The following is a 24783-nucleotide window of genomic DNA, read 5'->3' as shown; positions in this document are numbered from 1 at the left end:
TTTTCCCCTCGATCGGCGCGCCGCCCAGGCGGCCGATCACCGCATTATCGGTAAGACCATGACGACTAAAAAACGCAAATTGCTTGGCATGCTCACGCCGTCTTCCAACACTGCGCTGGAACCGATTACCAGCGCGATGGTGGCCGGCCTGGAGGATGTCTCTGTCCATTTCTCCCGCTTTCGCGTCACGCAGATTTCCCTCGGCGAGAACGCCCTCGGCCAATTCGACCTGCAAAAGATTCTCGACGCGGCGCAGCTCCTCGCCGACGCCGAAGTCGATGTCATTGCATGGAACGGTACGTCCGCCGGTTGGCTCGGCTTCGAGACCGACGAAGCGCTGTGCCGGCAGATCACCGAAACGACCGGTATTCCCGCGACGACATCCGTGCTGGCGCTCAACGAGATCCTGGCGCGCACGGGCGTGACCGAACTCGGTCTCGTGACCCCCTATCTGGAAGACGTGCAACAACGCATTGTCGCGAACTATGCGCGTCAAGGCATTCGCTGCACGGCGGAGCGCCACCTCGGGCTCAGCAAGAACTTCGAATTTTCGGAAGTCAGTGCGCAGACGCTGGAGGACCTCGTCAACGACGTGGCCCAAGCGCGCCCGCAAGCCATCACCACGTTCTGCACGAACCTGCATGCCGCGCCGCTCGCCCGTGCGCTGGAAGCCCGGACTGGCATTCCCGTGTACGACACCATTTCGACGGTGCTCTGGAAGTCGATGCGGCTCGCCGGCGTCGACACGCGCGCGCTGAGCGGCTGGGGCCAACTGTTCCTGCAAGGGGAGTGAGACGATGATCGACACTTTCGACCTGGTCATTCGGCATGCCGACGTGGTCACGGCGGCCGATCGCTTTACGTGCGACATCGGCGTGCGCGACGGCGTGATCGCGGCCCTGGGCCGGAATCTGGCAGGCGGTGCGCGGGAGATCGACGCCTCGGGCTTGCTTGCGCTGCCTGGCGGCGTCGACGGCCACTGCCACCTTGATCAGCCGATGCCGGACGGCCTGCGCATGGCCGATGACTTCTTCACCGGTACACGCGCGGCCGTGTGCGGCGGCACGACGACGGTGATCCCGTTTGCCGCGCAGGAGAAGGGCGGTTCGTTGCGCGCGGCCGTCGACGACTATCACCGCCGCGCCGAAGGGCGCGCGGTGGTGGACTACGGTTTTCATCTGATCGTGGCGGATCCGACGGAGAAGGTGCTCCGAGAAGAGCTGCCGCAACTGATTCGCGAAGGGTACACGTCGTTCAAGATATACATGACCTACGACGATCTGAAGCTCTCGGACCGCGAGATTCTGGAGGTGCTGTCCGTGGCCCGCGAGCATGGCGCGCTGGTGATGGTGCATGCGGAGAATTCGGATTGCATCGCATGGCTGACGGACAAGCTCGTCGGGCAGGGTCGCATTGCGCCGAAGTTCCATGGCCTCGCGCGGCCCGCAGCCGTCGAGCGCGAAGCGACGCACCGGGCGATCACGTTCGCTGAACTGGTGGACGTGCCGATTCTCATCGTCCACGTCTCGGGCAAAGAGGCCATCGGTCAGATTCGCTGGGCACAGGGCCGGGGCATGCAGATTCTGGCCGAGACGTGTCCGCAGTATTTGTATTTGAGCGCCGAGGACATGAATCATCCGGGCGACGACGGTTACGCGGGGGCCAAATGCGTCTGTAGCCCGCCGCCGCGCGATGCCGACAATCAGGAAGCCGTGTGGAAGGCGTTGAAGCAAGGCGTGTTCTCGGTGTTCTCGTCGGATCACGCGCCGTTCAACTATGAAGACCCGCAAGGCAAGAAGCCGGGCGGCAAGCCGCAGTCGTTCGAGCATATCCCCAACGGCATTCCCGGCATCGAGACGCGCCTGCCGTTGCTGTTCGATGGCGTGCGTCACGGACGTCTGTCGATTCACCAGTTCGTTGAGCTGACGTCGTACCGTCCGGCGCGGCTCTACGGCCTGTATCCCCGCAAGGGCACCATCGCCGTTGGGGCGGATGCCGACATTGTGTTGTGGGATCCGGAAGTGCGTACGACGATCCGCAACGCCCAGTTGCATCATGCCGTCGACTACACGCCGTACGAGGGGCGCGAGGTCATCGGCTGGCCGGTGCACTGCTTTTCGCGCGGCGAACAACTCGTGGCCAGCGGGCAATACCTGGCGCCCGCCGCCGGGCGAGGGCGCTTCCTGCCGGCAGACGCGCCGTCGCTGGTGTAACGCAAGACAACGACCGTTGCAGGAGATCTCATGCGCTTACTTGTGGTGAATCCCAATATCTCTACGAGCGTGACGGGGCTGATCGAAGCCGAAGCCCGTCGCGCCGCATCGCCGCAAACGACGCTCGCCTTCGCGACGGCGTCGTTTGGCGTTGCCTATATCGAGACGCGCTTCGAGGCGCTCGTCGGCGGTTACGCCACGGCGTGTGCCGCGGCGGAACAGGCGGGCACGTTCGATGGCCTCGTGGTCGCAGCGTTTGGCGACCCTGGGTTGGGGGGGATCAAGGAGTTATTCGACGTGCCGGTCGTCGGCATGACCGAAGCGGCGTTGGCGAGCGCGTGCTTGCTCGGCGCGCGCTTTTCGATCATCGCCATCTCGCACCGGATTCAAGCCTGGTATCGGGAGTGTGTCGAAGCGAACGGGCTGATGTCGCGGCTCGCCAGCATTCGCAGCCTGACGTCGCCATTGCGAGATATTGCGACCGTGCAGGAGGACCACGCGCAACGCCTCATCGAACTGAGCCGGCAAGCCGTGAATGAGGACGGCGCCGACGTGATCGTGGTGGCGGGCGCGCCGCTGGCAGGGCTGGCGCGGACGTTGCGAGACCGCATTCCCGTACCTGTTGTCGACGGCGTCTCCAGTGCGGTCCGGCATTGCGAGTCGCTGGTGGCACTGCAACCGGGCGTTGCGCGCCTGGGCAGCTTTCAGCGACCGCCCGCGAAGCCACACGCGGGACTGCCCCTCGCCATTAGCGGGATGCTTGAAGCGCCAGGTGTCTCGGACGGCTGATGCCGGGTGTGCGCTTTCGGACTACCGTTGGCGGATCGGCGGGGACGACGTCGCCAGTCGCGCGGCACGGAACGTCGAGGCTCGGCGCCGTCGGCATTGGCCGGGTGCCATCGGATTGGCAGGCGGCGTGAAACAGTGAGTTGCATGCCGCCGCCGGCTGAAATTCGGAAATGGCGTTACACTTCTAGCGCACGCCCTCGCCATCCGGTGGCGGGCGACTCCCCAATCTTGGCCTGTTTGAACGTCATCATGAAGTCCCCTGGTACTGCCTCTGCCACGCCCGCGTGCGACGCTGGCGAATGCGTCGAGCTTGTCGCAACGGCCACCCTGCCGACCCGATACGGCACTTTCACCTCTCACGCGTTTCGCGTCAAAGGCAGCGACAACGAGCACCTCGCGCTGGTCATGGGCGAGGTCAGCGGCGATGCGCCCACGCTCGTGCGCCTGCACTCCGAATGCCTGACGGGGGATGTCTTCGGGTCCTATCGCTGCGATTGCGGCGAACAACTCGACGTGGGGATGCGCAAGATCGCGGACGAAGGGCGCGGCGTGATGCTGTACCTGCGTGGCCATGAAGGGCGCGGTATCGGCCTGAGCAACAAGATTCGTGCCTATCTGCTGCAGGAGCAGGGCCGCGATACGGTCGAAGCCAATCTCGATCTGGGCTTGCCGGACGACGCCCGTGAATATGACTCGGCGGCCGCGATCCTGCGCATTCTCGGCGTCCGGTCGGTGCGCCTCATGAGCAACAATCCGAAGAAGTTCGACACGCTGGCGAAGCACGGTATCCCGGTGTGCGAGCGCGTGGCACTCGATATCCCGATGCGCGAAGAGAACGCGCGCTATATCCGCACCAAGCAGGTCAAGTTCGGACATTACTTCGAAGAGAACGAGTAAGCGCGCGTTGCGCCGGCCGTCGACGTGCCAGGCTGACGGCGCAGTCCCGCCGGCACAACGACCATTCGCCGTACCGTTCGCTGAAATGTCTCACATGTGGCGGGCCCGTCGCGCGCTTCACTTCAGTGGCAGTGCCAACGGGTATGGGCAAATTCCCATCTTGTGTGCGGCGCAGCAATTTGCGCTTGACGCTGCATTTTGGCCTCGGTTACCATCCGCCCTGTCTTCCACTCAAGGGGTTTGTCCGTGAATTCCGATGCCAGTAGTAGTCGACCTTTGATCGACTGATTGCCTGAGGATCCACAGCCATTCCCTGTGCCGCGTCCTCATGCAGGATGCGGTGTCTAGCGCCACCGAACGCTCGCCTTGAGCGTGACCGCTTTGGCGCAATTCCCGCAGAAATTTCACTGTCGTGCCCGTGAGGGGCGTTGTCGTCTTGCGCATGCGTTTGGCATCGCACCGGCGCGCCCGCACTGGCCGGCCGTCCGTGCCGTGCGCGGTAGGGACGATTCGCAGCTATGCGAGGAAATCATGCGCGCTATTCAAACGTTGCAAACTTTTCAGGCTTTCCAGAGCCCACCGACGCTCCCCACCCCGGTGTCGCGTCTGACCATCGTCTGCCTGGCAGATGCCCTTGGGGCATTGCGCAAGCAGATGTTCATCGATCTCACTGCCCTCGGCCTGCGTGCCACGCGCGTCAGCATCACACGCTGGAGCGATCGCGACGAAGCCTCGGCCACCGTCACGCTCGACTGTCCGGCCGCTTCGCGCGCGTCGCTCACGTCGCTCGTCATGCGCCTGTCCGGCGAGCGCAGCGTGCGCCGCGTGTTCTGGTCCGACGATGCCGCCCGACACGCGAGCGCTGGCGCAAGGTCCACGCACGGCTGATTCCGTCGTTCCTGTCGCAACGGTGTTTCTTGCCAGACAGGGCGCCAGCGACTGCCGGTGTACCGAATATAAAAATGTAAGGAGTCCAATATGGAAGATGGAAGTAGCCGAATGAGGCCCGTCGGGACCCTGTGCTTGGCACGTAGGGTTCCGACGGGCGATCCCAACGAATTTTCACTATTACCGACCGCGCGCCGCGCGGCGCGGCAGGGTGCGTTCGCGCGTTGTTTCCGGAGACATGACATCCGGTAGCGCCTGACGAGACCGGCCGGCCGCCATGCCAGCGTAAGCCGCGCCAGGACATCGTCATGAACAAGTCTCTTCACTCGCGCCGCAAGCAGCGCGGCTTCGTCGAACGCTCGACAACCTCCGGCCTGCCGCCCGCGGGCCCCGACGTCGTTGCCCGGCTGGCCAATGAGCCACTGCAGGACGCGCTGCACACCCTCGACACCGACCTGAACGGTCTGACGCTGGCCGACGTCGGCCAGCGTCAGACCCGCTACGGTCCCAACGAAATCGCGCACGACAAGCCGCCGCACTGGGCGGTGCAACTGTTCGGCGCGTTCAAGAACCCGTTTGTGATGGTGCTGCTGGCGCTCGCCACGGTCAGCTATTTCACCGACGTCCACTTCGCGGATCCGGGCGATGAGGACTACATGGGCATCTCCATCTTGCTCGCGATGGTGACCATCAGCGGCCTGTTGCGCTTTTTCTCCGAGTTCCGGTCGCTGCGTGCGGCCGAGAAGCTCAAGGCCATGGTGCGCACGACAGCCAGCGTTCGCCGCCGAGTGACAGCGACGGGCGAGCCGGAGCGTCACGAAGTCGCCATGCGCGAGCTGGTCGTGGGCGACATCGTGACGCTCCAGGCGGGCGACATGATCCCGGCCGACCTGCGTCTGATCGAATCACGCGACTTGTTCATCAGCCAGGCGGTGCTCACGGGCGAAGCGTTGCCCGTCGAGAAATACGACACCCTCGGCGCCGTCGCGCAAAAGTCCGCCGAGACGACCGGACAGGGCAATGCGAACCTGCTCGACCTGTCCAATATCTGCTTCATGGGCACGAACGTGGTGAGCGGCACGGCCACCGGCGTTGTCGTCGCCACGGCGGGGGACACATATTTCGGCGCGTTGGCGACGAATGTGGTGAGTCACAAGCGAGTCGAGACGAGCTTCGACCGCGGTGTGAACAGCGTGAGCTGGCTGCTCATTCGCTTCATGCTGGTGATGGTCCCGGTCGTGTTCATGATCAACGGTTTGACGAAGGGCGACTGGGTCAGCGCGCTGACGTTCGCGCTGGCCGTGGCCGTTGGCCTCACGCCGGAAATGCTGCCGATGATCGTGAGCGCCAACCTGGCGCGCGGCGCCATGGCGATGTCGCGCCGCAAGGTGGTGGTCAAGCGCCTGAACTCGGTGCAGAACTTCGGCGCCATGGACGTGCTGTGTACCGACAAGACCGGTACGCTCACGCAGGACCGCATCATTCTCGAGCAGCATCTCGACGTGGCGGGCGACGAGCGCGAGGATGTGCTGCGCCTGGGCTGGCTCAACAGCTATCACCAGAGTGGCCAGCGCAACCTGATCGACGTGGCGATCATCCGGCGTGCCAACGAGATTGGCGAGGCAGTGCAGCCCCGCGACTTCGCCAAGATCGACGAGTTGCCGTTCGACTTCGTGCGCCGGCGTCTGTCGGTCGTGGTGGCCGACGCGCGCGGCGAGCACGTGATGATTACCAAGGGCGCCGTCGAGGAAATGCTGTCCGTCTCCACGTACGTGCAGACCCCGCAGGGGGTGCGCGTGCTGGACGATACCTCCCGCGCGATCCTGCTGGCGCGCGCCGAGGCGTACAACGCCGACGGATTCCGCGTGCTCGTCGTGGCGACGCGCGACATCCCTGCGAGCGAGACGAAGACGCAGTACAAGACGTCCGACGAAGCGGGGCTGACGGTCTGCGGTTTCCTGACCTTCCTCGATCCGCCCAAGGACTCGGCGGCCCCGGCCATTGCCGCATTGCGCGAGCATGGCGTGACGGTGAAGGTGCTGACGGGCGACAACCCGATCGTCACGATAAACGTGTGCCGTCAAGTGGGGCTCGAGCCGGGCACGCCGCTGCTGGGCACGGACATCGAGCCGATGGACGACGCCACGCTGCGCGAGGCGGTCGGCCGCACGACCGTGTTCGCCAAGCTTGCGCCGCTGCACAAGGCGCGCGTGGTCAAGGCCCTGCAGGCCAACGGTCACACGGTGGGCTTCCTGGGCGACGGCATCAACGACGCCCCGGCACTGCGCGATGCCGATGTCGGCATCTCGGTGGATACCGGTGCGGATATCGCCAAGGAGACCGCCGACATCATCCTGCTCGAAAAGAGCCTGATGGTGCTCGAAGAAGGGGTGATCAAGGGTCGCGAGACGTTCGGCAACATCTTGAAGTACCTGAACATGACGGCCAGCTCGAACTTCGGCAACGTGTTCTCGGTGCTGGTGGCGAGCGCATTCCTGCCGTGGCAGCCGATGCTCGCGATGCAATTGCTCGTGCAGAACCTCGTGTACGACATCTCGCAGATGTTCCTGCCGTGGGATCGCATGGATCCGGAATTCCTCAAGAAGCCGCGCAAGTGGGACGCGGGGAACATCCGGCGCTTCATGCTGTGGCTCGGACCGACCTCGTCGGTGTTCGATATCACGACCTATGCGCTGATGTGGACGGTCTTCGGTGCAGGTGCGCTGTATCACGCCCAAGGCGGCGACGCGGGGCAGGTCATCATGAATTCCGGCTGGTTCGTCGAGGGACTGGTGTCGCAGACGCTGGTCGTTCACCTGTTGCGCACGCAGAAGATTCCGTTCCTGCAAAGCACGCCTGCGCTGCCGATCATGCTGTCGACGACGGTGGCAATCGCGCTGGCCTGCTGGCTGCCGTACTCGCCGTTTGCCGAAGCGCTGGGCTTCGTCGCCCTGCCGGGGGCGTACTTCTACTGGCTTGCTGCGACCATGCTCGGTTACATCGCCCTCGCGCAAGTGGTGAAGACGATCTACATCCGCCGCTTTGGGCGCTGGTTCTGACCGGGCGCGGATCGGACCCCAAACCCCCATCGATTTGATGCGACGCTCCCGCCCCGCCGGGCGGGGGCAGGCATCCGCACATCCTCGTCCCGCCGCTCGCCGCGCCGGGACGACACACATAAGCAAGAGAACGACTCATGAAGAAGCAATTGATGTCTCTGGCGCTGTTCTGTCCGCTCAGCGCCTTTGCCGCCCACCCGCTGGTCTCCGACGATACCGGCACGCAGGGCGACGGCAAATGGCAATTCGAGACGAATGGCGAAGTCACGTCGAAGCAGCAGGATATGGGGCGCCAGACGCTCTGGAACGGCACGCTTACGCGCGGGGTGGGCGAGGCGCTCGATCTGTATGTCGACGTTCCCTATACACACCTCCAGAATCGCTCCGACGCGGAGGGCAACGGTTTCGGCGATGTGGAGACGGGTGCCAAATGGCGGATGTACGACGACGGGGCGTTCAGCATCGGCCTCAAGCCGTACCTGAGTTTTCCGACGGGCAACGATCAACGCGGGCTCGGCAGCGGCCGGGTGAACGCCGGCGCAACGTTGCTCACGCAATACGAGACCGACAAATGGACGTTCCTGTTCAACGCCGGGGCCGCCTATCAACCGAATCGTCAAGGGGATCGCCAGTCGTTGTGGAAGGTCTCGGGGGCCGTGCTTTACCGCGTGTTGCCGACAACGCAGCTCATTCTGGATGTGGGCGCCTCGCAAAACCCCGACGTAACGCAGCGGACCCATCCGGCGTTCATGATTCTCGGGGCGATCTACAGTCCGAAGTCCTGGCTGGATCTGGACGTCGGCTATCGGCGCGGCCTCAATCCACAGACCTACGACTATTCCTGGATGGGCGGGATGACCGTGCGCTGGTAAGTCGGCCCATCGGTAGCATGAGGCATGCCGGGGCGCGGCGAGGCGTAGCAAGACGCCGTCCCCGGGGAGCGTGGCGATAACTTTGCAGTATAATTTTTTTCCAAAGTTGTTGTCCAGGCGCGCAGCGTCGCTTACTTACTTCTTCATATGCCCAAATCGTCGCCGTCCAAGGCGCTCACCGTCACCAATCCGGCCTGTCTCATCGACGGTTCCGACGCCGAATTCCGGCATCTGATCAATGGCCTGTTGCCGTTCGCCGCACGCCTGCTGTCCGTTCGAGACGGCTTTGGCAGCCTGATCGGCCTGACCGGCATTCAATATTCGCTGCTGCAATCGGTCGTGCACCTGTCGTCGCTCGCGGACGTCACCGTCAATCAACTGGCCGAGCATCTGCACCTGTCCGGGGCCTTCGTGACCATCGAGACGAACAAGCTCAAGGCGCTCAAGCTGATCGACAAGCGTCAGAATCCGGACGACCGTCGCAAGATGAGCCTGACGGTGACGGCCGCCGGTGCCAAACGGCTCCACGAACTGACACCATCACAGCAGCGCATCAACGACGTGCTGTTTGACGGCGTGACGCGCACCGAATTCAAGGTGCTGTGCGCCGTGGTCGATCGGCTCGTCGCCAACGGCGACCGGGCCACGCTCGACCTTGGCCACGAGTTGGCAACGCGCGACAAGCGCTAGGCGCGGCACCCCCAGCGCTGGATCAGTGCGCGGCCCACTGAATCGCGTTCAGATCGACGCCGTCCTGATACATATCCCATAGCGGACTCATCTCGCGCAACTTGCCTACGGTGCCACGCACCTGCTCGATCACGCTGTCCACTTCCGCCTCGGTCGAGAAGCGTCCCAACGTGAAGCGGATCGAGCTGTGCGCGAGTTCGTCGCTGCGCCCGAGCGCCCGCAGCACGAACGACGGCTCGAGCGACGCCGACGTGCACGCCGAACCCGACGACACCGCTACACCCTTGATCCCCATGATGAGCGATTCACCTTCCACGAAGTTGAAGCTCACGTTCAGGTTGTGCGGCACGCGATGTGTCATGTCGCCATTGACGTACACCTCGTCCATCGCCTGCAAACCAGCCAGCAGACGGTCGCGCAGCACGCGAACGCGCGCAGCCTCCGCCGCCAGTTCACGCTTTGCCAGCCGGAACGCTTCGCCCATGCCCACGATCTGATGGGTCGGCAACGTGCCTGAGCGCATGCCGCGTTCATGTCCGCCGCCGTGGATCTGTGCCTCGATACGAATGCGTGGCTTGCGGCGCACATACAGCGCGCCAATGCCTTTCGGGCCGTAGAGCTTGTGGGCGGTGACCGTCATCAGATCGACCTTCAGCGTCTGCAGGTCGATCGGAATCTTGCCCGCGGCCTGCACGGCGTCGCAGTGGAACACGATACCGCGCTCGCGGCACAGCTCGCCGATCTCTGCGATGGGCTGAATCACGCCAATTTCGTTGTTGACCATCATCACCGACACCAGGATGGTGTCGGGGCGCAGGGCTGCACGTACCGTATCGACGGTGATCAACCCGTCCTCCTGCACGTCGAGATAGGTGACCTCGAAGCCTTGCCGCTCGAGCTCGCGCAGGGTATCGAGCACTGCCTTGTGCTCAGTCTTCACGCTGATGAGGTGCTTGCCCTTGCCGCTGTAGAAGCTCGCGGCGCCCTTGATCGCGAGGTTGTTGCCTTCGGTCGCGCCCGACGTCCAGACGATTTCGCGCGGATCGGCCCCCAGGAGCGCGGCGACGTGTTCGCGCGCGGTTTCCACCGCTTGTTCGGCGGTCCAGCCATAGCTGTGACTGCGCGAGGCCGGATTGCCGAAATTGACGTTCAGGTACGGAACCATGGTCTCGACCACGCGCGGATCGACCGGGGTCGTTGCACTGTAGTCCATGTAGATGGGGGCTTCGAAAAGCGACGGTGTGGTCGACGGCATAGGGGGGCTCCGAATCGTCCGGTGGACATCATGAATTGCGGCCGAGTGTAGCACCGCGTGTCTCGCGCTTTGCACTCTCCCACATTGGAAAAAGGGTTTCATGCGGACGATTTTGGCGATCGTTTGCCGCGGGAATACGAGATGGGTTATCCGCAACGCGGTTGCTGGCCGCGTGTCGCGATTGCCTTGAAACCCCAATGCCATCAAGGCTTTTGCCCATTTTGTGTGCGTCGACGCACCGTCGGAAAGCACATGCACCGAGATCGCTCTCAGGGTTTACCTTGCTTGATTAGCTAATTTTGTTAACGTTCAATAACTACTAACAAACAAAGCTAAATGTAAAAGGCGGTGCGGTGGATGAAACGACTAAATCGAAGTCGTCTCGTCTGTCGGGCCGGCTTGCAAAGGAGGTAACCGTGAACGATGTATCTACCGCAGTGACGACTCCGGAGGACGAGGCGCGACAGTTTCGCCGCACGCTCGCCATGTTTGCCACCGGCGTGGCGGTCATTACCGCAGCGCGTGCCGAGGGGCCGCCCATCGGCATCACCGTGGCGTCGTTCAATTCGGTGTCGCTGGCGCCGCCGCTGATCCTGTTCAGCGTCGACCGGCGCTGCCTCAGCCTTGACGACCTGTGTGTCGCGGGGCGCTACACCGTGAACGTGCTTGACGAGAGCCAGCGCGAGACATCGAACCGCTTCGCCACTGCCCGCGGCAGCAAATGGGACGGCGTGAGTTTCGATGGGGTGGGCATCGGCCGTTTGCCGGGAGCGCTGGCCGCTTTCGAATGCGAGGCGCACGCACAGCACGACGGCGGTGATCACGTGATTTTTATCGGACGCGTGGTGCGCCATACGGCCCGCCACGACGGCCGTCCGCTCATTTTCTTCGGCGGGCAGTATCGCTCGCTCGACACCACGCCGGTCGCGGCGTGAGTTTCCCAGGGTTTCAGGAGAGAGTCATGGTAAAGAACGGCAGTCAACATATCGGCCAATTGCGTGACGGACGCGAGGTGTATATCGACGGCAAGCCCGTCAGCGACGTGACCACCCATCCAGCGTTCCGAAACTCCATTCGCAGCTACGCGAGTCTGTACGATTTTCAGGCGCGTCCCGAGAACGTCGAGGCGATGACGTTCGCGTCGCCGGACACGGGCGATCAGGTCTCGCGCATCTGGCAATTGCCCACGAGCTACGACGAACTGGTCCAGCGCCGCGAGATGCTCGAAGCGTGGAGCGAGCTGCACTATGGCTTCATGGGGCGCTCGCCGGATCATGTGGCGTCATGCCTGTCCGGCATGGTCATGGGCATCGACGTCTTCGATCAGTACGACACGCAGCGGGCCGGCGCCTTGCGCGACTACTACAAGTACGCCCGCGACAACGATCTGTTCCTGACCTATGTGATCGTCAATCCGCAGGCCAATCAGTCGAAATCCGCTCACGAGCAGGAGGACAAGTACCTCGCGGTCGGCATCGTCGATCAGGATCACGAGGGCATTACGGTGCGCGGCGCGAAGATGCTCGCCACTAGCGGCATCATGGCCAACGAGGTCTTTTGCAGTTGCATCCAGCCGCTCAAGGCGGGCGACGAGATGTACGCGCTGTCGTTTGCCATTCCCATGAATTCCAAGGGGCTGCGCGTGCTGTCGCGCAAGTCGTACGAGGGCAACGCCACGTCGGTGTTCGACAACCCGCTCGCGTCGCGCTTCGACGAGAACGACGCCGTGCTGTATTTCGACGACGTCAAAGTGCCGTGGGAGCGCATCTTCGTTGCCGGCGATACCGCCATGTGCGCGAAGCAGTTCCACGCCACGCCCGCGCACAGCTACCAGAACTACCAGTGCCAGGTGCGACTGATGGTCAAGCTGCGCTTTCTGGTGGGCATCGCCTTGCGTATTACCGAAATGAACGGCACCAACGCCTTCCCGCAAGTGCGCGAGACGCTGGGACAACTCGCGGCCGAGGCGGCGATGGTCGAGGCGTGGGTGCACGGCATGGAGGCGAAGGGCCATGTGGAGAAAGGCTACTACGTGCCGGACCGCAGCCTGCTTTATGGCTCGCAGGTGCTCACGCAGCAGCTCTACACGAAGGTTCTCAGCACGCTTCGCGAACTGGCGGGCGGCGGCATGATCATGTTGCCGTCCAGCATTCACGACTTCGAGAACCCGATGCTCGCCAGCATTATCGCGAAGACGCAGAAGTCGCCGGTGGCCGACGCCGAGGAGCGCGTGAAGTTCTTCAAGCTCGCCTGGGACGCCGTTGGCTCCGAATTCGCTTCGCGCCACAACCAGTACGAGATGTTCTATGCCGGCGCCGCCTTCGTGACCAAGGGTCACGCCTATCGCACGTACGACTGGCAGAAGGCTACGCGTCTGGTCGACAACCTGCTCGGCACCTACGCGCTCTCGGACGAGATCGTCCGGCAGCCGGTCGCCGCCTGACCGGCATTCCCTCCCCACGACAACGGCATTACCCGCCACAGCCAGAGACACAGACAAGGAGTTCCCATGGCGATCAACAAGCTGCATGACGAGTTTCACTCCATCGATATGAAGGACGGTTGGGAGGTGCCGCCGGGCTACCCGCCGGGCATCGAACAGAAGATTCTCGCGGGTTCGCTCGACGAGCAGAACCGCGCGGGCAGCCGCACGCGCCTGCTGCGTTTCGCGCCGGGCATCTACACCAAGGCGCCGTTCGTGCATACCTACTGGGAAGAGGTCTATCTGGTCGCAGGCGATCTGACGGTCGGCAACGACGCGCAGGGCGAGGGCGGCGAAGCGTTTGCACCGAACACGTATGCCTGCCGTCCGCCAGGTGCGTTTCACGGCCCGTTCAAGTCGAACGACGGCTGCCTGCTTCTCGAAATTCACTACTACGACCCGGCCTGACACGTTCAAGGCAGGGCATCGCGCGCGGCGGCCATCAGGGCGTTGCCGCGCCGTGCGGAGACCGTCTCACCCACACGAACCTCTACAGGCTATCGGGAAAACATCATGGTTACGTTTCGCGCAAGTCGTATCACGTCAATGGCCGCACTGGCGCTCGCCGCCGTTCTTGCCACGCCCTTCGCCGCTCGGGCGCAGCCCGGCAAGATGAGCGATGGGGTGGTGAAGATCGGTGTGCTCACCGACATGTCGTCAATCTTCTCCGATATCGGCGGCAAGGGCTCGGTGATAGCCGCGCAAATGGCTGTCGACGACTTTGGCGGGAAGGTCAATGGCGTGCCGGTCAAAGTGATTTCGGCCGACCATCAGAACAAGACCGACGTGGCGGCGACGATCGCCCGCGACTGGTTCGACAACCAGCACGTCGACGTGGTCGAGGATCTGTTGCCGTCGTCCGTGGCGCTGGCGGTGGCCAATGTCGCCAAGGGCAAGCATCGCATCGCCATCGTGACCGGCGCGGGCACCACGCGGCTGGTGAACGAGGACTGCTCGCCGTACACCGTGCAGTATTCGTACGATACCTATTCGTTTGCGTCGAACACGGTCAAGGCCATGACGCGTAGTGGCGACAACAGCTGGTATTTCCTGACGGTCGATTACGCGCTGGGCGCATCGCTCGAGAAGGACGCCACCGATGCCCTGAAACACGCGAACGGCACGGTCGTGGGTCACGCCAAGCATCCGCTCAATTCGTCGGATCTCTCGTCGTACCTGCTGCAGGCGCAGGCATCTCGCGCGAAGGTGATTGCACTGGCCAACGCCGGGGCGGACACGGTCAACGCCATCAAGACGGCCCGCGAGTTCGGCATCAACGGCCCGGGCAAGCAGAAGCTCGCGGGTCTGCACATGTTCATCAGCGACATTCACAGCCTGGGGCTTGCGGCGGCGCAGGGCATGACGTTGACGACCGCCTTCTACTGGGACCGTGACGACGCGTCGCGCGCCTGGGCGCAGCGCTTCTTCGCGAAGACCGGCAAGATGCCGACGCTAGTCCACGCCGGGACTTACTCGTCGGTCATGCACTACCTGCAGGCCGTGCAGCGCACCGGCACCGATGACGCCGACACGGTGATGGCGTCGATGAAGCAGGCGCCCGTCAATGACTTCTTCGCCAAGGGCGGCCAGATTCGTCCGGACGGCCTGATGGTGCATGACATGTATCTCGTCGAAGTGAAGTCGCCCAAGGCGTCGACGAAGCCCTGGGATTACTACAAGGTGCTGCAGACGATCCCCGCCAACGAGGCATTTCGCCCGCTTGCCCAGAGCCAGTGCGCGTTCGTCAAGAAGTGAAGCCAAGAAGTCAGGCCATGACCGGAGTCGGCAAGATGAAACTCATGCATTTCGTTGTACAGACGGCGCAGGGTGCCGTCGATCGAGATATCGCCATCAAACAGCTCGTGGTTGCGGGCTGGACGGGGCGGGACGCCGAAGCGATGGAGCATCACATCCGTGAACTCGAGGCACTCGGTGTGAAACGCCCGGCGGCCACGCCGATGTTCTACCGCGTGTCGAGTGACCGGCTCACCACACAGTCGCATATCGAGGCGAGCGGACGCGCCAGCAGCGGCGAGGTCGAATTCCTGCTCGTGCGCAGTGGGGGCGAAACGTACGTTGGGGTAGCGTCGGACCACACGGATCGCGACGTGGAAACGTATGGGGTGACGGTCTCGAAGCAAATGTGCGAGAAGCCCTGTGCGGCGATGCTCTGGCCGCTGGCCGACGTCGAGGCACACTGGGACCGGCTCGTGCTGCGCAGCTACGCCAACATCGGCGGCGAGAAAGTGCTGTATCAGCAGGGGCCGGTGACGGCGATGCGCTCGCCGCAGGATCTGCTCGCGCGGTTCATCGAGGCGGGCGGACGCTTCGATGACGGCACGGCCATGCTGTGCGGCACGCTCGCGGCAATCGGCGGCATCCGCTCGGCCGAGCGCTTCGATTTCGAGCTCGAGGATCCCGTGCTCGAACGCCGTCTGCAACACGGTTACGGCATTACGCCGCTACCGGTGGTGGGGTGAGCGCATGCATCACGACGACATCATTCTCGAAACCCGGCAGCTCACCAAGGCGTTTCGTGGCTTCACGGCCGTGGGCGGCGTCGACCTGAAGGTCAGGCGGGGGGCGATTCATGCGCTCATCGGCCCGAACGGCGCAGGCAAGACGACGTGCTTCAACCTGCTGACAAAATTCCTGACGCCGACATCGGGCCAGATCTTTTATCGCGGTGAGGACATTACGCGCCTCGCCCCGGCGGCGGTCGCACGGCGGGGCATGATCCGCTCGTTCCAGATTTCGGCGGTGTTCGGGCACCTGTCGGTCATCGAAAACGTGCGCGTGGCGCTGCAACGCGCCACCGGCCAGTCCTATCACTTCTGGCGCAGCGCACGCGCACTGGGCGACCTGGATACGCGCGCGATGGCCTTGCTCGACGAAGTGGGCATCGCGGCTTACGCCGACGCGCTGACCGTGTCGCTGCCGTATGGTCGCAAGCGCGCGCTGGAAATCGCCACCACCCTTGCCATGGAGCCGGACGTCATGTTGCTCGACGAACCCACCCAGGGCATGGGGCATGAAGACGTCGACCGCGTGGCGTCGCTCATCCGGCAAGTCGCGGCCGGACGCACCGTGCTGATGGTCGAGCACAACATGAAGATCGTGGCGGGCATTGCCGACACGATCACGGTCTTGCAGCGCGGCGAGATCCTGGCCGAAGGCGATTACGCCACGGTCACCGCTGACGCCCGCGTGCGCGAAGCCTACATGGGCTCGGCAGACGCCACACTGGAAGGAGCGCACGCATGAAGGCACATGAATCGTCCCTCGTTGCCGCCAGTGTCCCGGCGCTGGCGGTGACAGGCCTACAGGCCTGGTATGGCGAATCGCACATCCTGCATGGCGTCGATCTGCTGGCGGGGCAGGGCGAGGTGGTCAGCCTGCTGGGCCGCAACGGCGCGGGACGCAGCACGGCGCTGCGCGCCATTCTGGGACTCACGGATACCCGCGCCGGCTCAGTGCGCGTCTTCGGGCGAGAGACCATCGGCTTGCCGACGCGCAAGATCGCGCGGTGCGGCGTGGGCTTTTGCCCGGAGGAGCGCGGCATCTTCGCCAGTCTGTCGTGCGAGGAAAACCTGTTGTTGCCGCCGGTGATGACGCCGAGCGGTGCCGCCGCCGGACAGCCGGGCATGTCGCTCGACGAAATCTACGCGATGTTCCCGAATCTGGCACAGCGCCGGCACAGTCCGGGCACGCGCCTGTCGGGTGGGGAGCAGCAGATGCTGGCCATCGCACGGATTCTGCGCACGGGCGTGCGCCTGTTGCTGCTCGACGAGATCTCCGAGGGGTTGGCGCCCGCCATCGTGCGCACGCTCGCCCGCATGATCGAGACGCTCAAGTCGCGCGGCTACACGATCGTGCTCGTCGAGCAGAACTTCCACTTCGCTGCCCCGCTTGCCGACCGCTTCTATGTGATGGAGCACGGGCGCATTGCGCTGCAATTCGACGCTGCCCAGTTGCCCACCCACACGCAGACGCTGCAGACGCTTCTCAATGTGTAACTCGCTCTGAAGGCCATTGTCGTGAATCCTTTCGATATTCCTTTGCCGGCGTTGCTCAGCCAACTGATGCTCGGCCTGGTCAACGGTTGTTTCTATGCCGTGCTGAGCCTGGGCCTGTCGGTTATCTTCGGCCTGCTCAACGTCATCAACTTCGCGCACGGGGCGCTCTTCATGCTCGGCGCACTCGTCGCGTGGATGGGCGGTCAGTATCTCGGACTGAACTACTGGACGATGCTGGTGCTCTCGCCGCTGGTGGCCGGCTTGCTCGGCGCGGCCATCGAGCGTGGGCTGCTTTCACGCATTTACCGGCTGGATCATCTGTACGGCCTGCTGCTCACCCTCGGACTCACGCTGGTCATCGAGGGGCTTGGCCGGACGGCTTATGGCGTGTCGGGCATGTCGTTCGAGGGGCCGGCGCTGCTTGCCGGCGCCACGCATCTGCCGTTCATGGTGTTGCCGAACTATCGGGCGTGGGTGGTGGTTGCGTCGCTTGCCGCCTGCGCACTCACGTGGCTCGTCATCGAGCGCACGCGTATTGGGGCATTGTTGCGCGCCGGTACTGAAAATGCTCGGCTCGTCGAGACGTTCGGCGTGAACGTGCCGCTCATGGTCACGCTCACGTATGCGTTCGGCGCCGCGTTGGCGGCGTTCGCGGGCGTGCTGGCGGCGCCCATCATGCAGGTCTCGCCGCTCATGGGGCAGCCGATGATCGTGACGGTCTTCGCGATCGTGGTGATCGGCGGGATGGGGTCGATTGCCGGGTCGGTGCTCACCGGTCTTGTCCTCGGCGTACTCGAGGGGCTGACCAAACTCTGGTACCCGGAGGCTTCGGCCACGGTCGTGTTCGTGATCATGGCGCTCGTGCTGCTCGTGCGCCCGCATGGTCTGTTCGGTGGTTATGCCTACAAGTGAGTCGTCGATGATGCGTCAATACCGTTTCGATCTTGTGTTGCTCGTAATACTGGCCGCGCTGCCGGCGCTCGGGGTGTATCCCGTGTTCGCGATGAAGGTGCTGTGCTTTGCGCTGTTTGCCTGCTCGCTCAACCTGGTGCTTGGCTATACGGGTTTGCTGTCGTTTGGCCATGCAGCGTTCTTCGGTGGGGCGGCGTACTTCGCTGGGTACGTGATGCGGGATCTTGCGTGGTCGCCGCTGGCGGGCGTGTTGACCGGTGTCGCGACCGGTGCTGTGTTCGGGCTGGTATTCGGGCTGTTCGCCATCCGGCGGCAGGGCATTTACTTTGCGATGATCACGCTCGCATTTGCGCAGATGTTCTACTTCTTCTGCCTTCAGGCCCCGTTCACGGGGGGCGAAGACGGATTGCAGGGCGTGCCCCGTCAGACGCTCTTTGGCTTGTCGCTCGACAACGATCACACGCTGTACTTCGTGGTGCTCGCAGTGGTTGCCGCGACGTTTGCGCTGTTGTCACGGATCATTGCGTCGCCATTCGGCCGCGTGCTGGCCGCGATCAAGGAGAACGAGCCGCGCGCGATCTCGCTCGGCTACGAGGCGGCGCGCTTCAAACTGCTGGCGTTCGTTCTCTCGGCAGCGATCGCGGGCCTCGCCGGATCGCTGAAAACGCTGGTGCTGGGCTTCGCCACGTTGTCGGATGTGCATTGGTCGCTCTCAGGATCCGTCATTCTGATGACGCTGGTCGGCGGCATGGGCACGCGCTTCGGTCCGGTGGTGGGGGCGTTGCTCATCGTCTCGCTGGAGACCAAGCTCGGCGACCTCGGTAACTGGCTGGCGCAGGCGACGGGTTGGCAGGCGTTCGGCGGGCTCGGCACGATGGTGAGCGTGGTCACCGGCGTGATTTTCGTGCTCTGCGTGCTGGTGTTTCGCCGTGGTGTCGTCGGCGAATGGCTCGTCTGGCGGCAGCGCTGGCAGGGGCGTCGAGGCACCGGTGCTCGCGCCGCGGCGCTCGCCAGCGGGGTCGGAGGGTAGGGGGCGCGGGGCAGGTGGGGTGATGCCAGGTGAGTGCCTGGCGACGTGCACTAGCGAGACAGGTGGCGCGGGGCTTCGGCGCGGCATAAGATGCCTCTTGAAGCCATGTTAAACTGGCTCGCGATGTTTCCGGGCGGCACCACACCATGCCGCCTTACCCGCTTCCTCAGTATTCCCCCGTCGAATGCGACTCACCGACCATACCGATTACAGCTTGCGCACGCTCATCTACGTCGCGGTCCATCCCGACGAGTTGGTGCATGTGCAGACCGTGGCGGATGCGTTCGACATTCCCAAGAACCACCTCGTGAAGATAGTGCAGAAGCTCGGCCAACTGGGCTACTTGCACACCGTGCGCGGGCGCTCGGGCGGGATTCGTCTTGGACGCGCGCCGGAGCGCATCGGTCTCGGCGAGGTGGTGCGGGCGATGGAGCCCGACTTCGCTATGGTCGAGTGCTTCCATCAGGGGGAAAACGCTTGCGTCATCACGTCGGCGTGCAACCTGCGAGGCGTGCTGGGCGAGGCGTTGCGCGCTTACTTTGCCGTGCTCGACGGTTACACGCTGGCCGACCTGGTCGACAAACCCGGCGTGTTGCGCCGCCTGCTCGGGGACGCGGTGGCCGCGGTCATTCCGGTGGCGGAGATCAAGGTCAAGCGACGCGTCACCGAATCGTCATCCTGAATCGCCTGGGGTGCCACGTCGGTTCGCTGGCGTGATACCCCGCGACTCGCGATCAAGCCTGGCGTCGCACCAATCGCAAGCCGCTCGCAAGACACCCTGCGCCCGAGAACGCTGCCCCCCACGCCAACGCCCACAGGGAACCCTGTGCGCCGGCAAGGCCCAACGCGAGGGCCACGAGCGCAGCGCCCGTGGCCTGACCGAGCAGTCGCGACGTTCCCACCATGCCGCTCGCACCGCCACTGCGCTCAGGCGGTGCGCTGTGCATGAACGCCTTCAGGTTCGGCGACTGGAAGAAGCCAAAGCCCAGCCCGCACAGCGCCATGCGCCAGCCGATATCCCACAGTTGCACGTGCTCGGGCATGATCGCCAGCAATCCCATGCCGGCGCTCAGCATTGCCAGACCAATGGCGCCCAGCGCGCCCGGGGGATATCGATCGGACAGACGTCCCGCCAATGGCGCAATCGCTGCCACGAAAAACGGCCAGGGCGTCATCAGAAAGCCTGTCTCGATGGGACTGCGATGCAGCACGTTCTCGAAATAGAACGGCAACGAGACCAGTCCAAGCCCCTGGGTCGCAAACGCGCAGATCGCCGTGAGCGTCGAGAGGGCGAATGCGGGCAGACGCAGCAAGTCGACCGGCAGCATCGGTGCACGATGGCCACGCTCGCGGTGAATCAGTGCCCACCCAAAGGCGAGCGCCCCCACGAAGCAGGTCAGCGTCAGACGCCAATCAGCCCGTTGCGCACTCTGACTCAGCGCGAAGATCAGCAGCGCAAACGTCGCCACGTTGAGCAACGCGGCGATCATGTCCGGCTTGTGCGCGCTGCGTGGCGTGTCCGGCAGGTTGCGGCGCGAGAACGCCAGCGCCAGCAACGCCGTCGGCACGTTGATCAGGAACAGCCACGGCCAGCTCCCGAACGCGAGCACCAGCGACGCCAAGGTTGGCCCGATGGCAAACGAGATGCCCACGATCAGTGCGTTCAGGCCAACACCACGTCCCAGTTGATGCGCCGGGTACAGGAAGCGAATGAGCGCGATGTTCACGCTCATCACCGCGGCGGCGCCCACCCCCTGCAGGACGCGAGCGCCCGCGAGAAAGCCGAGCGTCGGCGACAGTGCGCACAGCAGCGACGCCACGAGAAACACCGCCACGCCCGACATGAAGACACGCTTATGGCCGATGCGCTCGCCCAGCGAGGCAAAGGGAAGCAGGGTCGCCACCATCGCCAATTGGTACGCGTTCACGATCCAGACCGATGCCGACGGCGTCGTTTTCAGATCGAGCGCCATTTGCGGCAGCGCCGTGTTGGCGATCGCAGTGTCGAGACTGGCGAGCGAGACAGCGAGCAGGATCGCCGTCATGGCGAGGCCGCGTCCGGTGGCGGGCGGCTCGTGAGTGTGCGCCGCCGCTGGGGCGCTCACCACAGAGGTATCGGCGATCGGGGGCAGGGACGACATGACCGATCAGCCCTCCGCCAGAATTTGACGAATGGCCTGTTCGAACACTTCCGGCGGTTGGCCGCCGCTCACGAGATGCCGGTTGTTGAAGATGATCGCCGGTACCGACTGGATGCCGAGATTCTGGTAATGACGCTCTAGCGCGCGCACCTGGTCGGCATACTCGTCGGAGGCGAGGATCTCGCGTGCGCGCGCCGTGTCGAGGCCGGCTTGCTGCGCGGCGTCGACGAGCACATCCGGGTCGCTCGTGCGCTTGCCTTCGACAAAGTAGGCGCGCAACAGCGCTTCCTTCAGGGCGAGCTGCTTGTCGTTGCCGATCGTCCGTGCCCAATGCAGCAGACGATGGGCGTCGAAGGTGTTGTAGGCATGCGTGCGCAGGTCCATGCGCATCGGGAATCCTTCGGCGGCTGCCCGCGCGCCAATGTTGGCCTGATTCTGTGCCAACTGTTCCGGCGACAGGCCGTACTTGCGCGCCATGTAATCGGCGAGCGGGACGCCGTCCGCCGGCATGTCGGGATTGAGTTCGAAGGGGCTGAAATGGAGGTCGGCTTCGACTTCGCCGCCCAGACGGCCGAGGGCCGTTTTCAATGAGGCAAGGCCGATGGCGCACCAGGGACAGGCGACATCGGAGACAAAATCAATCTTGAGCGTGGCGGGCATGGGCTGACGGCGCCGTGACGGCGCGTGCAATGAAAACGCGTCGCCTTGCGCGACGCAACACGCGCAATCCTCGCATAAATCGATAATTCTCGCCGGAGACCCCCGGCACGGCGCCGCAAGCCCTTATTCATGCGGTATTCGGGGCACGGGTGGGGCGTTTGCCAATGGGATGGCGTGTTTTGGCTGTCGAAATTATTGTTTCGATGGATGAATCATCAACTGGCGGATGATCTGCGGCCTGTGGCAATGCGATATCGTGTGGGGCATTCATTGACGCGAACCTTCATTGCCTTATGCCCAACGACGTTCACTTCTATGACCCGGCGAAGGGTCACGGCCTGTCCCACGACCCATTCAAGGCGATTGTGGCGCCGCGTGTCATCGGCTGGATCTCCAGCCGAGATGCGCAGGGCCGGGTCAACCTGGCGCCGTATAGCTTCTTCGGTGCGTTCGCGACGTTTCCGCCGATCATCGGGTTTTGCAGCGAGGGCTACAAGGACTCGATTGCCAACATCGAGGCCACGCGCGAGTTCGTCTGGAATTTCACGAGCAAGTCGCTCGCGGCGCAGATGAACCGGACGTCGGCCCCCGTGCCGCACGACGTCGACGAGTTCGAACTGGCGGGCCTGACGAAGGCGGCGGGTGTCAATGTCGACGTACCGCATGTGGCCGAGTCGCCCGCGTCGCTCGAATGCCGGTTGCTTCAGATCGTGCGCATGCACAATCTGGACGGCACGCCGATGGACAACTGGCTCGCCCTGGGGCAGGTCGTCGGGGTGCACATCCGCCGCGAATATCTGCGCGAAGACGGCATCTTCGACACGGCCAAGGCGCATCCGGTGATGCGCGCGGGCTATCTTGGCGACTATGCGGAAATCGGGCCGATGTTCGATTTGCGTCGCCCGAAGGCCTGATCTGCAGTGGAGGATTGCCGCCCTGGCAGTTCGACGCCGACGCCACCGCCGACGGTCCTGGCGAGAGACGCACCCGCAATCATTTGTAAAATTGGTGCGATGCAGAAATTTTTTCGGACGCGTATGCTTGCCACCTTCGTTGACGCCTTCGCGCCTGGCGTCCCCTCCCGATGGCATTGATTTGCCTTGATTTGCGCGCATCGCGACCTGCGATGCGTGCGGGGTAGGTTCGTCCCTGGCTGCGTCGATATAGCGCCTTCGCGCTGAATTTTTGTTGCGGCACATCAGGACCTCCATGTTTCCCATCTTGTCCCTTCTTATCTGGCTTCCTATCGCGGCTGGCGCACTCGTCATGCTGCTGGGCCAGGATCGTCATCCCAATGTCGTGCGTTGGACCTCGCTCATCGCCGCCGCGATATCGGCTGCGCCCATCGTGCCGCTGGTGCGTGGATTTCGCACCCACATGGCCAGCCTGCAGTTTGTCGAGCGGTTTCGCTGGATCGATTCGTTCGATGCGTCGTGGCATGTCGGCGTCGACGGCATTTCCCTGTGGCTGGTGGTGCTCACCGGCGTGACGACCTTCATTGTCGTGCTGGCCTCGTGGCGTGCCGTGACGACGCGTATGAGCGCGTACTTCGGCAGCTTCCTGGTGTTGTCGGGATTGATGCAGGGCGTATTTACGGCGCAGGATGGCATGTTGTTCTTCGTCTTCTTCGAAGCGACGCTGCTACCCCTGTATCTGCTCATTGGCGTGTATGGCCGCGCCAATCGCACGCACGCCGCCGTGAAGTTCTTTTTCTTCTCGCTGACCGGTTCGCTGATGATGCTCGTCTCGATGCTCTATCTGTACATGCAGACGCGGAGCTTCGAGATCGCAAGCTGGCAGACGTTGCATCTGCCGTTGGCGGTGCAGGTGTTGCTGTTCATCGGTTTTCTCGGGGCGTTCTCGGTCAAGGTGCCGATGTGGCCCGTGCATACGTGGTTGCCCGAAGTGCATCTTGACGGGCCCACTGGCGCGGCGGTCATGCTCGGCATGCTCAAGCTCGGCGGCTATGGGCTGCTTCGATTCAATCTGCCGTTGCTGCCGGATGCCAGCCATTTCCTTGCGCCGCTCATGGTCCTGCTGTCGCTGGTCGCCGTGATTTACGCGAGTCTGGTGGCGCTTGTGCAGACCGATCTGCGCAAGCTGCTGGCGTACTCGGCCGTCGCGCATATGGGGCTGGTCACGCTAGGGCTGTTCCTGTTCTCGGAGATGGGGACCGACGGTGCCGTGATGCAGATGATTTCGTACGGCATTGTCTCGGGCGCGATGCTGTTGTGCACGGGGATGTTGTACGACCGGACGTCCAGCGCATCGATCGATGCATACGGCGGCGTGGCGGCCACCATGCCGCGTTTCGCGGCATTCGCGATGCTTTTCTCGATGGCGAACGTGGGGATGCCGGGGACCTCCGGCTTCGTTGGCGAGTTCCTCGTGTTGATGGGCACGATCAAGGCCAATTTCTGGATTGGCGCATTGGCGTCGCTGACGCTCGTGCTGAGCGCGGCTTACACGCTGTGGATGGTCAAGCGGGTGATGTTCGGACGCGTGGGGAACGCACGCGTGGCGTCGCTCAAGGATGTGAGCCGTCGCGAGTTCGCGCTGCTTGGGGCGATGGCGGTGATGGTGCTCGGCATCGGAATCGATCCTAAGCCGCTGACCGACGGAATCGATGCGACGGCAATCCAGACCGTGCAGGACATCGAACTGCATCGCCTGCCCGCGGATGAACCGGGGAGCGACGAGATTGCGGGGCGTCGGCGTCCTGTGACTGCCGGCCATGCGGCGGTAACGGTGAAGGACGCGCGGCCCGCCGCGTGATCGGAATCGGGGGGATGCATCAGAACGGGCGCCGTGTGGCGCCCGTTTGCTTTTTGTGTCGCATGACGTGCCGGCCATGGCGTTCGCGGTGTGCCGGGAACCCG

Annotated in this window: 23 protein-coding genes; 20 read left to right on the top strand and 3 right to left on the bottom strand. The window is 63.8% G+C overall.

The genetic code is table 11. The features are described from left to right. Positions 1-58 precede the first annotated feature (58 nt). The 8 genes from PTE31013_RS09955 to PTE31013_RS09920 all read left to right on the top strand — a co-directional run bounded on the left by PTE31013_RS09955 (position 59) and on the right by PTE31013_RS09920 (position 9408). The gene (locus PTE31013_RS09955) at positions 59-793 is read left to right on the top strand and encodes a maleate cis-trans isomerase family protein (RefSeq protein ID WP_150612632.1); all 735 of its coding nucleotides are present in this window, start codon (positions 59-61) and stop codon (positions 791-793) included. 4 nt (positions 794-797) lie between these two features. After that, complete coding sequence (gene hydA / locus PTE31013_RS09950) at positions 798-2213, top strand: dihydropyrimidinase (RefSeq protein ID WP_150612631.1); 1416 nt, start codon at positions 798-800, stop codon at positions 2211-2213. Between the two features lie 30 nt (positions 2214-2243). Continuing rightward, the gene (locus PTE31013_RS09945; RefSeq protein ID WP_150612630.1) at positions 2244-3002 is read left to right on the top strand and encodes an aspartate/glutamate racemase family protein; all 759 of its coding nucleotides are present in this window, start codon (positions 2244-2246) and stop codon (positions 3000-3002) included. Between the two features lie 249 nt (positions 3003-3251). After that, positions 3252-3899 (top strand): GTP cyclohydrolase II, encoded by a 648-nt coding sequence (gene ribA, locus PTE31013_RS09940; RefSeq protein ID WP_150612629.1) that lies wholly within the window; start codon positions 3252-3254, stop codon positions 3897-3899. 531 nt (positions 3900-4430) lie between these two features. Further along, a complete protein-coding gene (locus PTE31013_RS09935; RefSeq protein WP_150610659.1) occupies positions 4431-4787 on the top strand; it encodes a hypothetical protein in 357 nt (118 codons plus the stop codon). Positions 4788-5095: 308 nt separating this feature from the next. Further along, on the top strand, positions 5096-7846 hold the full coding sequence (gene mgtA / locus PTE31013_RS09930; protein WP_150612628.1) for a magnesium-translocating P-type ATPase: 2751 nt from the start codon (positions 5096-5098) through the stop codon (positions 7844-7846). A gap of 137 nt (positions 7847-7983) precedes the next feature. Then, complete coding sequence (locus PTE31013_RS09925) at positions 7984-8718, top strand: transporter (RefSeq protein WP_150612627.1); 735 nt, start codon at positions 7984-7986, stop codon at positions 8716-8718. Between the two features lie 147 nt (positions 8719-8865). Then, positions 8866-9408 (top strand): MarR family winged helix-turn-helix transcriptional regulator, encoded by a 543-nt coding sequence (locus PTE31013_RS09920; protein WP_150612626.1) that lies wholly within the window; start codon positions 8866-8868, stop codon positions 9406-9408. A 22-nt stretch (positions 9409-9430) separates the two neighbouring features. Here the strand turns inward: PTE31013_RS09920 and PTE31013_RS09915 are convergent, their stop codons facing one another. Continuing rightward, on the bottom strand, positions 9431-10663 hold the full coding sequence (locus PTE31013_RS09915; protein WP_150612625.1) for an IscS subfamily cysteine desulfurase: 1233 nt from the start codon (positions 10661-10663) through the stop codon (positions 9431-9433). 416 nt (positions 10664-11079) lie between these two features. Here PTE31013_RS09915 and PTE31013_RS09910 point away from each other — a divergent pair, with 416 nt between their 5' ends. From PTE31013_RS09910 to PTE31013_RS09865, 10 genes are all read left to right on the top strand, one after another. Beyond that, a complete protein-coding gene (locus tag PTE31013_RS09910) occupies positions 11080-11598 on the top strand; it encodes a flavin reductase family protein (protein WP_246174223.1) in 519 nt (172 codons plus the stop codon). Between the two features lie 26 nt (positions 11599-11624). Then, the gene (locus PTE31013_RS09905; protein WP_150612624.1) at positions 11625-13106 is read left to right on the top strand and encodes a 4-hydroxyphenylacetate 3-hydroxylase family protein; all 1482 of its coding nucleotides are present in this window, start codon (positions 11625-11627) and stop codon (positions 13104-13106) included. 66 nt (positions 13107-13172) lie between these two features. Further along, positions 13173-13553: a cupin domain-containing protein gene (locus PTE31013_RS09900; RefSeq protein ID WP_150612623.1), complete on the top strand. Its 381-nt coding sequence runs from the start codon at positions 13173-13175 to the stop codon at positions 13551-13553. 105 nt (positions 13554-13658) lie between these two features. Then, a complete protein-coding gene (locus tag PTE31013_RS09895; protein ID WP_246174220.1) occupies positions 13659-14900 on the top strand; it encodes an ABC transporter substrate-binding protein in 1242 nt (413 codons plus the stop codon). 35 nt (positions 14901-14935) lie between these two features. Then, on the top strand, positions 14936-15625 hold the full coding sequence (locus tag PTE31013_RS09890) for a DUF2848 domain-containing protein (protein ID WP_150612622.1): 690 nt from the start codon (positions 14936-14938) through the stop codon (positions 15623-15625). Between the two features lie 4 nt (positions 15626-15629). Then, positions 15630-16409 (top strand): ABC transporter ATP-binding protein, encoded by a 780-nt coding sequence (locus tag PTE31013_RS09885; protein WP_150612621.1) that lies wholly within the window; start codon positions 15630-15632, stop codon positions 16407-16409. Beyond that, positions 16406-17161, top strand: a complete 756-nt coding sequence (locus tag PTE31013_RS09880; RefSeq protein ID WP_150612620.1) for an ABC transporter ATP-binding protein — start codon at positions 16406-16408, stop codon at positions 17159-17161. Before PTE31013_RS09885 ends, PTE31013_RS09880 begins: the two co-directional genes overlap by 4 nt. A gap of 21 nt (positions 17162-17182) precedes the next feature. Further along, on the top strand, positions 17183-18073 hold the full coding sequence (locus PTE31013_RS09875) for a branched-chain amino acid ABC transporter permease (RefSeq protein ID WP_150612619.1): 891 nt from the start codon (positions 17183-17185) through the stop codon (positions 18071-18073). 7 nt (positions 18074-18080) lie between these two features. After that, positions 18081-19103: a branched-chain amino acid ABC transporter permease gene (locus tag PTE31013_RS09870; protein ID WP_246174218.1), complete on the top strand. Its 1023-nt coding sequence runs from the start codon at positions 18081-18083 to the stop codon at positions 19101-19103. A 184-nt stretch (positions 19104-19287) separates the two neighbouring features. Further along, complete coding sequence (locus tag PTE31013_RS09865) at positions 19288-19785, top strand: Rrf2 family transcriptional regulator (protein WP_150612617.1); 498 nt, start codon at positions 19288-19290, stop codon at positions 19783-19785. A gap of 52 nt (positions 19786-19837) precedes the next feature. On the opposite strand, the gene PTE31013_RS09860 is transcribed toward PTE31013_RS09865, so the two are convergent. Both PTE31013_RS09860 and PTE31013_RS09855 read right to left on the bottom strand, forming a co-directional pair. Beyond that, a complete protein-coding gene (locus PTE31013_RS09860; protein WP_150612616.1) occupies positions 19838-21244 on the bottom strand; it encodes an MFS transporter in 1407 nt (468 codons plus the stop codon). Positions 21245-21250: 6 nt separating this feature from the next. Next, positions 21251-21904, bottom strand: a complete 654-nt coding sequence (locus PTE31013_RS09855) for a DsbA family oxidoreductase (protein ID WP_150612615.1) — start codon at positions 21902-21904, stop codon at positions 21251-21253. A gap of 293 nt (positions 21905-22197) precedes the next feature. Between PTE31013_RS09855 and PTE31013_RS09850 the strand changes: the two genes are divergently transcribed. After that, positions 22198-22818, top strand: a complete 621-nt coding sequence (locus PTE31013_RS09850) for a flavin reductase family protein (RefSeq protein ID WP_150612614.1) — start codon at positions 22198-22200, stop codon at positions 22816-22818. A gap of 295 nt (positions 22819-23113) precedes the next feature. Then, the gene (locus PTE31013_RS09845; RefSeq protein ID WP_150612613.1) at positions 23114-24679 is read left to right on the top strand and encodes a complex I subunit 4 family protein; all 1566 of its coding nucleotides are present in this window, start codon (positions 23114-23116) and stop codon (positions 24677-24679) included. Positions 24680-24783: the final 104 nt, after the last annotated feature.

The organism is Pandoraea terrigena (assembly GCF_902459705.1).
Taxonomy (GTDB): Bacteria; Pseudomonadota; Gammaproteobacteria; order Burkholderiales; family Burkholderiaceae; genus Pandoraea; species Pandoraea terrigena.
This window is presented reverse-complemented; position numbering and strand designations above follow the sequence as displayed.

Excerpts from the sequence above, each read along its gene's own strand:
- PTE31013_RS09945 (WP_150612630.1), top strand. The coding sequence starts at position 2,244 with ATGCGCTTACTTGTGGTGAATCCCAATATCTCTACGAGCGTGACGGGG.
- hydA (WP_150612631.1), top strand. The coding sequence starts at position 798 with ATGATCGACACTTTCGACCTGGTCATTCGGCATGCCGACGTGGTCACG.
- PTE31013_RS09880 (WP_150612620.1), top strand. The coding sequence starts at position 16,406 with ATGAAGGCACATGAATCGTCCCTCGTTGCCGCCAGTGTCCCGGCGCTG.
- PTE31013_RS09905 (WP_150612624.1), top strand. The coding sequence starts at position 11,625 with ATGGTAAAGAACGGCAGTCAACATATCGGCCAATTGCGTGACGGACGC.
- PTE31013_RS09890 (WP_150612622.1), top strand. The coding sequence starts at position 14,936 with ATGAAACTCATGCATTTCGTTGTACAGACGGCGCAGGGTGCCGTCGAT.
- PTE31013_RS09870 (WP_246174218.1), top strand. The coding sequence starts at position 18,081 with ATGATGCGTCAATACCGTTTCGATCTTGTGTTGCTCGTAATACTGGCC.
- PTE31013_RS09935 (WP_150610659.1), top strand. The coding sequence starts at position 4,431 with ATGCGCGCTATTCAAACGTTGCAAACTTTTCAGGCTTTCCAGAGCCCA.
- ribA (WP_150612629.1), top strand. The coding sequence starts at position 3,252 with ATGAAGTCCCCTGGTACTGCCTCTGCCACGCCCGCGTGCGACGCTGGC.
- PTE31013_RS09920 (WP_150612626.1), top strand. The coding sequence starts at position 8,866 with ATGCCCAAATCGTCGCCGTCCAAGGCGCTCACCGTCACCAATCCGGCC.
- PTE31013_RS09915 (WP_150612625.1), bottom strand. The coding sequence starts at position 10,663 with ATGCCGTCGACCACACCGTCGCTTTTCGAAGCCCCCATCTACATGGAC.
- PTE31013_RS09925 (WP_150612627.1), top strand. The coding sequence starts at position 7,984 with ATGAAGAAGCAATTGATGTCTCTGGCGCTGTTCTGTCCGCTCAGCGCC.
- PTE31013_RS09860 (WP_150612616.1), bottom strand. The coding sequence starts at position 21,244 with ATGTCGTCCCTGCCCCCGATCGCCGATACCTCTGTGGTGAGCGCCCCA.
- PTE31013_RS09900 (WP_150612623.1), top strand. The coding sequence starts at position 13,173 with ATGGCGATCAACAAGCTGCATGACGAGTTTCACTCCATCGATATGAAG.
- mgtA (WP_150612628.1), top strand. The coding sequence starts at position 5,096 with ATGAACAAGTCTCTTCACTCGCGCCGCAAGCAGCGCGGCTTCGTCGAA.
- PTE31013_RS09845 (WP_150612613.1), top strand. The coding sequence starts at position 23,114 with ATGTTTCCCATCTTGTCCCTTCTTATCTGGCTTCCTATCGCGGCTGGC.
- PTE31013_RS09955 (WP_150612632.1), top strand. The coding sequence starts at position 59 with ATGACGACTAAAAAACGCAAATTGCTTGGCATGCTCACGCCGTCTTCC.
- PTE31013_RS09865 (WP_150612617.1), top strand. The coding sequence starts at position 19,288 with ATGCGACTCACCGACCATACCGATTACAGCTTGCGCACGCTCATCTAC.
- PTE31013_RS09895 (WP_246174220.1), top strand. The coding sequence starts at position 13,659 with ATGGTTACGTTTCGCGCAAGTCGTATCACGTCAATGGCCGCACTGGCG.
- PTE31013_RS09885 (WP_150612621.1), top strand. The coding sequence starts at position 15,630 with ATGCATCACGACGACATCATTCTCGAAACCCGGCAGCTCACCAAGGCG.
- PTE31013_RS09855 (WP_150612615.1), bottom strand. The coding sequence starts at position 21,904 with ATGCCCGCCACGCTCAAGATTGATTTTGTCTCCGATGTCGCCTGTCCC.
- PTE31013_RS09850 (WP_150612614.1), top strand. The coding sequence starts at position 22,198 with ATGCCCAACGACGTTCACTTCTATGACCCGGCGAAGGGTCACGGCCTG.